The following is an 11,462-nucleotide window of genomic DNA, read 5'->3' as shown; positions in this document are numbered from 1 at the left end:
CCTTAGCTCACGCGCACGCGCGGGTCGAGGGCAACGACGACGAGGTCCGCCAGGATGGCGGAGACAGCCGTCATGGCGGCGCCGAACGCGGCCACGACGACGACCCCGTGGACGTCGTTACGCGCAATGGTCTGGATGAAGTACTGGCCCATGCCCTGCCAGGCGAAGATGCGCTCCGTCATCACGGCGCCGGTGAAGATGCCGGGCACGGAGAACGCCACGGAGGTGGCCACCGGGATCAGCGAGGTGCGCAATGCGTGACGACGCACCGCCTTCGCCTTGGTCAACCCCTTCGCGCGGGCGGTGCGCACGTAGTCGGCGTTCAGGTTGTCCAGCAGCAGCGTGCGCTGCATGAAGTGGTAGCCGGCGTACGAGATGATCAACAGCGACAGGGTCGGCAGCACCAAGTGCTGGGCGTAGTCCACCATCTTCGCGCCGAAACCTTGGACACCCGGGCTGGAAGCGCCGGTGACGTAGAAGACGCGCTTGCCGGTCCACTCGTTGACCTTCAGGCCGAACCACACCACGGCAATCGACGCCACGACCACGTGGATGTTCATGGTGATGATCGAGATGCCCTGCCACACGCGGTCGGCGCGCTTGTACTGGCGCGACGCGGTGTACACGCCGAGCGCCACGCCGATGAGAATGGATAGCAGGGTGGCGAACAGCGTCAGCTGGGCGGAGACCCAGATGCGGTAGGAGACCTGCTCGTTCACCGAGTCTCCGAGCGGGGACTTGCCCCAGTCCCAGCGCGTGAGAATGCCGGTGAGCCAGGTCCACCAGCGCTCGATGAGCGGGGTGTTCGGGCTCAAATTCAACGGCTCGAGCAGGGCGTCGATCTGATCTTCGGGCAAAGGTGGGCGGCGGCCGAAGTAGTTGGCTCGCGGGTCGAGGAAAAAGCTAGCGAGGAAGTAGGTCAGGTTGGTGGCCAAGAAAACGATCAGGCCCCAACTCAGTGTCTTCCTGAGCAGGTATCGAAACATGTGCGCTCTCAGTTCCGGTGTCAGCGGGTGTGCAGGAGGTTTTCGGCGATGCAAGTGCGGAAGCCCGCCCAGTGCTCACGCTGGGCGGGCTCACACTCATCGCGGGTGTTTCACCAGGTTGAAGGTGGGGTGAACTACTTCGCCCAACCCACGTTCTCGATCGGCAGGACCGCAAACGAGTTGGCGCCGAAGTTGGCCAGGCCCTTCTTTACGGCCACGATCTCGGGGCCGTTGGCGTACGGCATGATGCCGTACTGCTGCAGGGCTTCCTTCTCCAGCTCGTTGGCGCGCTTGATCTGCTCGTCCGCGTCCGCGATCTGCTGCAGTTCCTCGATCTTCTTGTCCATCTCCGGGGTGCCGGTGGCGGACTTGTTCAGCTCGGAGTCGGAGGCGTAGATCTGGCCGAAGTACGCCACGCCGAACGGGTCGGAAGAGTTGAAGCCGGACATGAACAGGTCGAAGTCGCGCTCAGCGGTGACCTTGGAGAAGTCGGATCTCGGGCGCTCCTCCACCTGGACGTCGATGCCGATGTTGCGCAGCATCGCCTGGATGGCGGAGGTGGTGGCCTGCACCATCGGGGAGTCGCCGAGGGTGACGTAGCGGATGGACAGCGGGTTCGCCTCGTCGTAGCCGGCCTCCTTCAGCAGCTCCTTGGCCTTCTCCGGGTCGTACTGGACTACTTCGCCGAAGTTGTCCTCGTAGCCGTCCTGGGTCTGGAAGAGGTTGAACGAGCCCGGCAGGTCCTCCTCGTAACCCAGGCCCTGGAAGCGGATGGCGGCGAGCTGCTCGCGGTCCACACCGCGCATGATCGCCTCGCGCACCTTGATGTCCTCCAGGCCCGGGGCGGTGGAGTTGATGGTCATGAGGAAGGTGGACGGGCGCAGCGCGGTGCGGATCTCCACCGCATCGCCCATCTCCTTCGCGGTGGCCAGGCGGTCGCGGGTGCCCACGCCGGTGGCGTCGAGCTCACCTGCGCGGAAGGCGTTCAGGGACGCCTGGTCTTCCATCTGGCGGTAGGTGATCTTGTCCAGCTTCGGCTTTTCACCCCACCAGTTCTCGTTGGGCACGAAGGTCGCGGTGCCGCCTTCGAAGTCCACGTTTTCCACCTTGAACGGGCCTGCGCCCCACTCGGGGTGGACCTGCTTGAGGTAGGCGTTCATGAAGGTATCCGCGTCCTTGACCTGCGGTGGGACCAGGGAGTCGAAGAGGCCTTCCCACCACGGGTACGCCTGCTTGAAGGTGACCACTGCCTGCTTGTCGTCCTCGCCGCGTTCGACGGATTCGATCAGCTCGTAGCCGTCGGTGGAGTTGACCTGCACGTCCGGGTTGGTGCCGTTGTTGAACTTCCAGGTGTTCTCGTAGGCGGTCCAGTCGATCGGGGTGCCGTCGTTGTAGTTGGCCTCCGGGTTGATGGTGTAGGTGACCACGGTCTTGCCGTCGACAACCTCGTCCTTCACATCGGTGAGGTACGCCGGGTTCGGGTGGTAGGTGCCGTCACCGTCGAAAAGCGAAAGCACCGGGTTGTACTTCGTCCACAGTGAGCGGGTGTAGAGGTTCATGTTCGCGTGGAACATGTTCTGCTGCTCGGCGATCTCGGTGATCGCGAGCGTGAGCTCGCCGCCATCCTGGATCTGGTCGCGCTCGAGCGGGTTGTAGTCGCCCGCGGCGTTGACCTCGAGCTTTTCGCCGTTGTCACCGGACGTCTCAGCCTGGGTGTTCGCGGTGTCCTGGCCACCACCTGCGGCTGTGCCCTCGGAGTTTCCGTCCGAGGAGCAGGAGGCGAGGACGAGGGAGATGGAGGAGAGGCCGGCGAGGGCCGCGACGCGGAGGCGTTTGCTCATGGTCCGTTCCTTTCGTAGGTCGTCCGTCCGCAGATTGCTTTGCGACGGTTGCCCAAGGCGGGCAATGGTGCCGGAGAAACTTCCGGCGGCCCCTGCACACGGTTCGTACAGCACCGTTCGGTAAACACGACGTGAATCAGGTTGAACACAACCTACCGCACGTGTCATCCAGTTCACATTGATTTGGGAAAGTATTTTGCGTTTTATGCCCAGCTTGCCTCCAGCAAACTCGAATAGTCTGACAAAACGGCACTTCATGCCGGGTGTGACGTGTGAACAGCGAAAGCTGCCGGACTATAGAAAATGTGAATGATATTCACAGAACGCAAAAACCCCATCCACCGTGGCGGTGGATGGGGTGAACGCGAGGTAAATTACCCGACCGGTGTCAGCTCCACATTGTCGGCCCACGTCAGTTCGATGCCCTGAGCACGTAGCCACTCCATGGCGTCGTCGCCGTGGCGGGTGATGCCTTCGACGGCGGCCAGCGTGACGTCGATAGCCTTCTCCGCGTCCTCGGCGGTGATGTATCCCGCAGACGTGGCGGCGGCGAGCTCGTCGATGTCCAGCACGTCGATCGGATTGCCGGTAAGTGACACGATGTCGACGTAGAGGTCGCGGGTGCGCCACACGTCGCCATCAACTTCGATGTCGGCGATATCGAAGTAGAAGTCATGCTCGTACCCGGCGCCTTCGCGCCAGTGGAAGATGTTTGCCCGTAGCCCAAGCTCCGGCAGTAGCCAGCTCTCCAGGTAGCCAAACTCCGGGTGGTCGGCGCCGCGGCCCATGTACAGGCCGAAGTCGGTGACGTGGAACGTGTCCACCTCGCGCAGAAACCCCTTCGGGTCGGTGTTGATGTTCGTTGCGGTGTCGAACGTCTCCTGCTTCACGGGGTGCAGATCGGCGGCCATTGGTTACCTCACGTCAATAGATGCGGCGGTCGGTGCGAAGGGACAGAGCTTGTCGACGGTGCGCACACTCCCGTCAACGACTGCCAGAACCCGCCCAGAGCCCGTGTCCGCGGTCGCGGACAGGGTGGCCGGTCCTGTTGGGTTAATACCGTTATTGCCCAACGGCGTTACGCCGGTGCGGAAATTGCCCAGGTTGATCCAGTACACCTTCATGCCGCCCTGTTCCTTCGCGGCCGCCGGGGTGCCCAGTGCGGTGAAGACGAAGGTGGTCTGGCCCGCCTTTGCGCCCGGGGCGGGGGATTGGGCCGGGCCGGGCACCGCGATCGCGGAAGCGGTGGAGTGCAGTCCCTTGCCGATGCAGTTGCCGGAGACTGTGGGCCAGTAGAACTGGGTGAACCGTGGGGCGTCGGCAGGCAGGGGCGGTCCTCCGATTTCATCGCCGCCTGCGTAGAACTGCACCGCAGTGCGCAGCGCATTGCCCACTGCCTGCGGGACGTGAGGCTGGTCTGCGAACGCGTTCACGCGCGCGACCGTCTCAGGCGTGGGCCGGCCCAGCGGGTCGAGGAAAGAGGACTGCGCAGAAGCAGTTTGCTTAGCGACGCCTCCGGTCACCAACAAACCGGCAGCGCACACCGCCGCAACGACGGTCCTGGAGAGCGAAAGATAGTTGTGCACTTGCGCCACATTAGTCACATCCGTAACAACGTCAAGCGGAACTGGGATATTACTGTGGGAATCGTGCGCGCGCAGGCTGCGGTTCGCAGGCGGGATAATGCGATTCAGCGCAGGCGGGAGTATCGTTTAGGCGTTATTTCCGCCAACGCAAAGGACCTATCTCTGTGTCGCACCCTGAATTTCGCAACGTAGCCATCGTCGCCCACGTCGACCACGGTAAAACCACCCTGGTCAACGCCATGCTGGAGCAGTCCGGCGTGTTCGGCGACCACGGCGAACACGGCGACCGCGTGATGGACTCCGGCGAGCTCGAGTCCGAGCGCGGCATCACCATTTTGGCCAAGAACACCGCCATCCGTCGCGCCGGCAAGGGCAAGGACGGCGCGGACCTGGTCATCAACGTCATCGACACCCCGGGCCACGCCGACTTCGGCGGCGAGGTCGAGCGCGGCCTGTCCATGGTCGACGGCGTCGTTTTGCTTATCGACGCATCCGAAGGCCCGCTGCCGCAAACCCGATTCGTCCTGGGCAAGGCACTCGAGGCGAAAAAGCCGGTCATCATCTGCGTGAACAAGACGGACCGCCCGGACGCCCGCATCGACGAGGTTGTCGAGGAGGCTCAGGACCTGCTCCTCGAGCTCGGCGCAGGCCTGGAAGACCCGGAGGCCGCCGAGGCCGCCGAGAACCTGCTCGAGCTGCCGGTGCTCTACACCTCCGGCCGCGCGGGCCGCGCCTCCCTGGAGAACCCGGGCAACGGCAACCTGCCGGACAACGAGGACCTGCAGCCGCTGTTCGACGTCATCTACGACGTGCTGCCGGAGCCGTCCGCCGAGATCGACGCGCCATTCCAGGCGCAGGTGACCAACCTGGACTCCTCCTCCTTCCTCGGCCGCATCGCGCTGATCCGCGTGTACAAGGGCGCCGTGAAGAAGGGCCAGAATGTCGCCTGGGTCCACTACGACTCTGAGGGCAACCAGCAGGTTAAGAACGTCAAGGTCGCCGAGCTTCTGGTCACCGAGGGCCTGGACCGCGTCCCGGCCACCGGCGACGTGGTCGCAGGCGACATCGCCGCCATCTCCGGCGTCGAGGACATCATGATCGGCGACACCCTCTGCGACCCGGAGAACGTTGAGCCGCTGCCGCGCATCGCCATCGACGACCCCGCGATCTCCATGACCATCGGCGTGAACACTTCCCCGATGGCCGGCCGCAACGGCGGCGACAAGCTCACCGCCCGCATGGTCAAGGCCCGCCTGGACCAGGAGCTGATCGGCAACGTTTCCATCAAGGTGCTGCCCACCGACCGCCCGGACGCGTGGGAGGTGCAGGGCCGCGGCGAGATGGCCCTGACCGTGCTCATCGAAACCATGCGCCGCGAGGGCTTCGAACTGACCGTGGGCAAGCCTCAGGTGGTGACCAAGGAAGTCGACGGCAAGACCTACGAGCCGTACGACCACATGATCATCGACGTGCCCGCCGAGCACCAGGGTGCCGTGACCCAGCTGATGGCCAACCGCAAGGGCCAGATGACCTCGATGTCCAACACCGGCTCCGGCGACTGGGTGCGCATGGAGTTCGACGTGCCGTCGCGAGGCCTGATCGGCTTCCGCACCACCTTCCTCACCGAGACCCGCGGCGCCGGCATCGCCAACTCCTACTCCATCGAGCACCGCCCGTGGGCCGGCGAGATCAAGGGCCGCCCGACCGGCTCCCTGGTCGCCGACCGCTCCGGTCAGGTCACTGCCTACGCCCTGCAGCAGCTGGCAGACCGCGGCGACTTCTTCGTCGAACCCGGCGCGGAAACCTACGAGGGCATGGTCGTCGGCGCGAACTCCCGCGACGAAGACATGGACATCAACATCACCAAGGAAAAGAAGCTGACCAACATGCGCTCCGCCACCGCGGACGCCACGGTCACGCTGCAGAAGGCCCGCACCCTCTCCCTGGACGAGGCCATCGAGTTCTGCGACGACGACGAGTGCGTCGAGGTCGCCCCCGAGGCGATGCGCGTGCGCAAGATCATCCTCAACGCCACCGAGCGCGGCCGCGCCCGCTCCCGCGCGAAGCAGAAGAACAGCTAGCCTGTTCTTCCATGCACCCAAGTAGAACGCGCCGCCCAGCCACCCGTGCTGCGGCGGCGTTTTCCGTGCTCTGCCTCGCGGCGTCCTGCGCGGCCAATCCGGGCCCGCCGCCGCTGGTGGAGCCGGAGGACCGCCCCGACGCGGTCTCGGAGAACGACAGCGCCGACGCGGACAACGCCGACGCCGAACACGCCGACGAGCAGGACGCCAACCACGAGCCCGCCAGCGGCCGTCCGCAGGCGCAGGTGGGCGTGGACCCGGTGCGCGCGGGGTTCAACCCGCACTTGGTCGGCGACGAGTCCGCCGTCGTGCGCGGCATCGCGGACCTGGTCCTGCCCAGTGCGTTTAGGGCGGGTGGAGCGAAGGACCCGAACCTGCTCGTCGGCGCGTCGGTGCTGCCGACGTCCCCGGCTGCGTTCACGGTCCGCTACGTCATCGCGCCGAACGCCCAGTGGTCCGACGGCACGCCGATCACCGGCGCGGATTTCGCCTACCTGTGGCGCGGTATGACAAAGACGCCTGGGGTGGTGGACCCGGCCGCGTACCGCGCGGTGGCGGACGTGCGCGTCAGCGGGCCCGGCGGCAAGGTCGTGGACGTGGATTTCGCGCAGCCGGTGGGGGACTGGCGCGTGCTGTTCCGTCACCTGCTGCCGTCGCACCTGCTCGCCGCGGACGCCGCCGATTTCGCTTACGCGCTGCGCAACACGGTGCCGGCATCGGCCGGCCGCTACCTGGTGCGCAGCGTGGACCGCGCGCACGGCACCGTCACGCTCAACCGCAACGACAGGTTTTGGGGCCCGGACCCGGCGCCGATTGACATCCTCACCCTCGCCGCGGCGCGCGACACCACCCAGGTGGCCGACCAGTTGCGCAGCGGCCAGCTCGCGTTCGTGGACATGGTGCCGCAGGACACCTCGGCGGATGTGCTGGGGCTCGTTCCGGGCGCGGAGACACGCACGTTCCCGGGCACCCGCACACTCGGGGTGACGCTGTCCGCCACCAGCGGGCTGTCTACTCAGGCGCGCGCGGAGGTGCGTTCGCTTATCGACGTCCCCCTGCTCGCCCACATCGCCGCCCGGCGCAGCACCAACGTGGATGCCGCGGCCCCGACCGACCCTGGTTCGCTGGCGCTGCTTCACGCCCTCGCCGCCGACGGCAAGGTGTTGCGCGTCGCCGCGGACGCGGCTGACCCGGCCGCCAGCTCTGCCGCGCGCTCGCTGGTGGATGTGCTCAACAACGCGGATGTGCCCGCCCGCATCGTGGCCAACGAGTTGCCCGCCATCGCCGCGCGCGGCCTGCCAGCGGGCGAGGTGGACATCGTGGTGCATTGGCGCAACGACGGCGATTTCGCAGACGCCCCCGCGAACAGACTGGCCAGCCGCATCGCCTGCCCTGCAGAAACCGGCCGCGCTGGCAACCTCGCGGGCTTCTGCTCTGTCGCCGGCGACGAGCTGGCACGCGCCATCCTCGCCGGCGACATCCCGCCAGAAATAGCCGCCGAACGTGTCGCGGCGATCGAGCACCGAGAAGCGCTCTGGGTGCCCCTGCTGCGCGAGACCCGTCTGGCCGCCACCGCGGGCGGGGTGCGCGCGGCGGGCACGCAGCCGGGGCAGTGGCCCGGCGGGCTGTCGTCCGCGGGCGCGTGGACGCTGGCCGATACAGTGGGGCGGCGAACAAAAATACAGGAGGTTCCATGACCGATAGAGACCTTTCTGGCTACCGCGTTGTAGCCGTGCACGCCCACCCGGACGACGAGGCGATCACCACCGCTGGCGCGCTCGCAGACCTGTCGGCACGCGGCGCGGACGTGCTGGTGGTCACCTGCACCCTCGGCGAGGAGGGTGAGGTCATCGGCGAGCCCTACCAGCACCTTGTCGCCGACGAGGCGGACCAGCTCGGCGGGTTCCGCATCCAGGAGCTGCAGCGCTCCCTCAACGCGATCGGCGCGCGCGGGCAGTTCCTCGGTGGCGCCGGTTGCTTCCGCGACTCCGGCATGGCGGGATCGCCGGCGAGTAAAAATCCGCGGGCGTTTGTGAATTCGGGTGACGTGGCCGTCGAGAAGCTTGCTGCCATCTTCGACGCGGAAAAGCCGCACCTTGTGCTCACCTACGGCCCCGACGGCGGCTACGGCCACCCGGACCACATCCGCGCCCACGAGATCACCCACGCCGCCGCCGAGCGCGTGCACGTCCCGCGCATTATGTGGGCGGTGCGCCTCGCCGAGGAGACCGCCGCGCTCATGCCCGCCGAGGCGCCCGAGGGCTGGCGCCTGCCCGACGACGGTGAGCTCGACGGCGTGGACACCTCCGACGTCCGCGTCGAGCTCAACGACGCCGCCTACAGCGCCAAGGTCGAAGCGATGCGCGCCCACGCCACCCAGCTGTGGATCGCGGACGGGCGCACCACCGACGTCAACCCCCACGCCGCGCTCGCCGCCGGCCCGGTGGTCTACTACGCGCTGTCGAACCTGATCATCCAGCCGATCCAGCGCGTCGAGCACTACCAACTGGGCGCGGGGCTTCCGCTTGACGACGGCGCTTCGCTGCTCACCGGGATCGCCCGATGACACGACCCGCAGTGCGCGACGACTTCTCCCGGGGCGAAGCGATCGCCGGGCTGGTGTGGCTCAGCGTCGGCGCGCTCGTCTCCCTCGTGCTGGAGGTGGTCTACCTCAACTGGATCTGGGTGGTTGTGGCGCTGCTATTCAACGCGGTGCTGACGAAAACGGCGCGACTGTGGTCGGAAACGTGGGCGCTCGCGCCGCTGGGCGTGTGGGGATGCGCGTTTTTCATTTCACTGGCCGTACTCCCGCCAACCGGCTGGTCGTTGATGCTATTCGTTGCCGGCATAGTGGGTGGCGTTTGGCCCATGATTCAACGGAAGTGACATACTGTTTGCCATGACTTACGTGATTGCTCAACCGTGCGTCGACATCATGGACCGCAGCTGCGTTGAAGAATGCCCCGTTGATTGCATCTACGAGGGCAAGCGCATGCTCTACATCCACCCCGACGAGTGCGTCGACTGCGGCGCCTGTGAACCTGCATGCCCGGTCGAGGCCATCTTCTACGAGGACGACACCCCCGACGAGTGGAGCGAATACTACGACGTCAACGTCGGCTTCTTCGACGAGCTCGGCTCCCCGGGCGGCGCCGCCAAGACCGGCCCGCAGGACTACGACCACCCGTTCGTGGCCGCCCTGCCGCCGCAGAACCAGGACTAAACCGTTGGCTCGCACTCCACTCGGATCGCGGCTGCCGGATTTTCCCTGGGACACCATCGCGGACGTGCGCGAGCGCGCCGCCGCGCACGAAGGCGGGCTGATCGACCTGTCCGTCGGCGGCCCCGTCGACCCGGTTGCGCCGTCAATCCAACTCGCGCTGACCGAGGCCGCCGCAGCCCCCGGCTACCCGCAGACCGCCGGCACGCCCGAGCTGCGTGCCACGATCGTCTCCTCGCTTGCGCGCCGCTTCGGCATCGCGGGGCTGAACGAGCGCTCCGTGCTGCCCGTGATCGGCCTGAAGGAGGCCGTGGCGTGGCTGCCCACGCTGCTTGGCCTGCGCGGCGCGAAGGTAGTCATCCCGGAGGTTGCGTACCCCACCTACGAGGTCGGCGCTCTCATGGCCGACTGCGAAGTCGTGCGTTGCGACGACCCCGCGGCCGCACCGCGCGACACCGCCTTAGTCTTCGTCAACTCCCCGTCGAACCCGACCGGGGCAGTGGCGTCCGCGGACGAGCTGCGCGCCTGGGTGGAATTCTCCCGCGACACTGGCGCGATCATCGCCTCCGACGAGTGCTACCTCTACCTCGGCTGGTCCGCGGAGCCGGTGTCGATCCTGCACCCGTCCATCACCGGCGGCGACAACACCGGGCTGCTCGCCCTGCACTCGCTGTCGAAGACGTCCAACCTGGCGTCGTATCGCGCCGGCACCATCTCCGGCGACGAGGAACTGGTGCAGGAGCTGCTGCTCGTGCGCAAGCACTCCGGCCTCATCGTGCCCGGCCCCATCCAGGCCGCCATGGTCGCAGCCCTCGGCGACGACATGCACGAGGAAATGCAACGCTCCACCTACGCCATGCGCCGCGTCGAACTCATGAAGGCGCTGCCTGAAGCAGGCTTTACTATCGACGACTCTGATGCCGGGTTGTACCTTTGGTGCCGTCGAGAAGCAATGAGCTCCCGCGAAACGTTGGACTGGCTCGCGGACCGCGGCATCCTCGCAGCTCCCGGCCACTTCTACGGACCCGCAGGCGCAAACCACGTGCGTATCTCGCTGACCGCCACCGACGAGCGCATCGCCGAAGCCGCCAAGCGCCTGGTTTCTTAACTTCGACCTCCCGGGACTACACTTACGTAAGTTTTGCGTACTTTTACGAGGAGGTTGTCCGTGACGCACGAGCACGCCGCCGCACCAGCCGGCGGGAGCACCGCGGTGCGATTCGTTGCCGGGCTGCGCCAATTCCTGCGCTTCGGCATCGTCGGCGGCTCCGGCGTGCTGGTGAACTTCGTCGTGTTCTACCTGGCCAACAAGGCCTTGGAAAACGGCCTTGACCTTCACGCCAACGACGTGGTCATGCAACTCGGTGCCACACGGTGGAACGTTCGCTGGTACCACGTCCTGTCCACGCTCGCGTTCCTGCTGGCGAACACCTGGAACTATCAGCTCAACCGGTCCTGGACTTTCCGCGGGGTGCACGCGCGCACCTGGCTGCGCGGCTTCTTCCCGTTCTTGGCTACCGGCGCGCTCGCGTTCGCCGTGTCGCTGACGTGCATGACGCTTTTGATGAACCCCACCACGCCGATCGGGCTGCCGGACCACATCTTCGACGACTCCTCCGGACTGCGCACCAAGTCCTACTGGGCGCAAGCCATCTCGACGTTCATCGCCATGCCGGTGAACTTCATCATCAACAAATTCTGGACTTTCGGAAAGCCAAAATCTGCCGTCTAGCTGGGGATTGTGAAAT

At 66.3% G+C, this 11,462-nt stretch carries 11 protein-coding genes; 7 read left to right on the top strand and 4 right to left on the bottom strand.

Annotation, left to right across the window (positions count from 1 at the left end):
• Positions 1 to 2: 2 nt before the first annotated feature.
• From MHY23_RS00800 to MHY23_RS00785, 4 genes are all read right to left on the bottom strand, one after another.
• Positions 3 to 986 (bottom strand): ABC transporter permease, encoded by a 984-nt coding sequence (locus MHY23_RS00800; protein WP_239306010.1) that lies wholly within the window; start codon positions 984 to 986, stop codon positions 3 to 5.
• A 134-nt stretch (positions 987 to 1,120) separates the two neighbouring features.
• Positions 1,121 to 2,827 (bottom strand): ABC transporter family substrate-binding protein, encoded by a 1,707-nt coding sequence (locus tag MHY23_RS00795; protein WP_239306009.1) that lies wholly within the window; start codon positions 2,825 to 2,827, stop codon positions 1,121 to 1,123.
• Between the two features lie 374 nt (positions 2,828 to 3,201).
• On the bottom strand, positions 3,202 to 3,738 hold the full coding sequence (locus MHY23_RS00790; RefSeq protein WP_239306008.1) for a DUF402 domain-containing protein: 537 nt from the start codon (positions 3,736 to 3,738) through the stop codon (positions 3,202 to 3,204).
• A 3-nt stretch (positions 3,739 to 3,741) separates the two neighbouring features.
• Positions 3,742 to 4,413, bottom strand: coding sequence for a hypothetical protein (locus MHY23_RS00785; protein WP_239306007.1), 672 nt, complete (start codon positions 4,411 to 4,413; stop codon positions 3,742 to 3,744).
• A gap of 164 nt (positions 4,414 to 4,577) precedes the next feature.
• Between MHY23_RS00785 and typA the strand changes: the two genes are divergently transcribed.
• The 7 genes from typA to MHY23_RS00750 are packed head-to-tail and all read left to right on the top strand — an operon-like array spanning position 4,578 to position 11,446.
• Positions 4,578 to 6,494: a translational GTPase TypA gene (gene typA / locus MHY23_RS00780; RefSeq protein ID WP_239306006.1), complete on the top strand. Its 1,917-nt coding sequence runs from the start codon at positions 4,578 to 4,580 to the stop codon at positions 6,492 to 6,494.
• Between the two features lie 11 nt (positions 6,495 to 6,505).
• On the top strand, positions 6,506 to 8,191 hold the full coding sequence (locus MHY23_RS00775) for an ABC transporter family substrate-binding protein (protein ID WP_239306005.1): 1,686 nt from the start codon (positions 6,506 to 6,508) through the stop codon (positions 8,189 to 8,191).
• Positions 8,188 to 9,060, top strand: coding sequence for an N-acetyl-1-D-myo-inositol-2-amino-2-deoxy-alpha-D-glucopyranoside deacetylase (mshB, locus tag MHY23_RS00770; protein WP_239306004.1), 873 nt, complete (start codon positions 8,188 to 8,190; stop codon positions 9,058 to 9,060). Before MHY23_RS00775 ends, mshB begins: the two co-directional genes overlap by 4 nt.
• Entirely contained in the window at positions 9,057 to 9,380 is a 324-nt protein-coding gene (locus MHY23_RS00765; protein WP_239306003.1) for a hypothetical protein, read from the top strand. Before mshB ends, MHY23_RS00765 begins: the two co-directional genes overlap by 4 nt.
• Before the next feature lie 13 nt (positions 9,381 to 9,393).
• Positions 9,394 to 9,717 (top strand): ferredoxin, encoded by a 324-nt coding sequence (gene fdxA / locus MHY23_RS00760; protein ID WP_181192369.1) that lies wholly within the window; start codon positions 9,394 to 9,396, stop codon positions 9,715 to 9,717.
• A 4-nt stretch (positions 9,718 to 9,721) separates the two neighbouring features.
• Positions 9,722 to 10,822: a succinyldiaminopimelate transaminase gene (dapC, locus tag MHY23_RS00755; RefSeq protein ID WP_239306002.1), complete on the top strand. Its 1,101-nt coding sequence runs from the start codon at positions 9,722 to 9,724 to the stop codon at positions 10,820 to 10,822.
• Positions 10,823 to 10,882: 60 nt separating this feature from the next.
• A complete protein-coding gene (locus tag MHY23_RS00750) occupies positions 10,883 to 11,446 on the top strand; it encodes a GtrA family protein (RefSeq protein ID WP_239306001.1) in 564 nt (187 codons plus the stop codon).
• Positions 11,447 to 11,462: the final 16 nt, after the last annotated feature.

This window comes from Corynebacterium sp. ACRQP (assembly GCF_022345915.1).
Lineage (GTDB): Bacteria > Actinomycetota > Actinomycetes > Mycobacteriales > Mycobacteriaceae > Corynebacterium > Corynebacterium lehmanniae.
This window is presented reverse-complemented; position numbering and strand designations above follow the sequence as displayed.

Bases quoted from the DNA above. Each gene is read 5' to 3' on its own strand.
- MHY23_RS00800 (WP_239306010.1), bottom strand. From the start codon at position 986: ATGTTTCGATACCTGCTCAGGAAGACACTGAGTTGGGGCCTGATCGTT.
- MHY23_RS00795 (WP_239306009.1), bottom strand. From the start codon at position 2,827: ATGAGCAAACGCCTCCGCGTCGCGGCCCTCGCCGGCCTCTCCTCCATC.
- MHY23_RS00790 (WP_239306008.1), bottom strand. From the start codon at position 3,738: ATGGCCGCCGATCTGCACCCCGTGAAGCAGGAGACGTTCGACACCGCA.
- MHY23_RS00775 (WP_239306005.1), top strand. From the start codon at position 6,506: ATGCACCCAAGTAGAACGCGCCGCCCAGCCACCCGTGCTGCGGCGGCG.
- mshB (WP_239306004.1), top strand. From the start codon at position 8,188: ATGACCGATAGAGACCTTTCTGGCTACCGCGTTGTAGCCGTGCACGCC.
- MHY23_RS00765 (WP_239306003.1), top strand. From the start codon at position 9,057: ATGACACGACCCGCAGTGCGCGACGACTTCTCCCGGGGCGAAGCGATC.
- fdxA (WP_181192369.1), top strand. From the start codon at position 9,394: ATGACTTACGTGATTGCTCAACCGTGCGTCGACATCATGGACCGCAGC.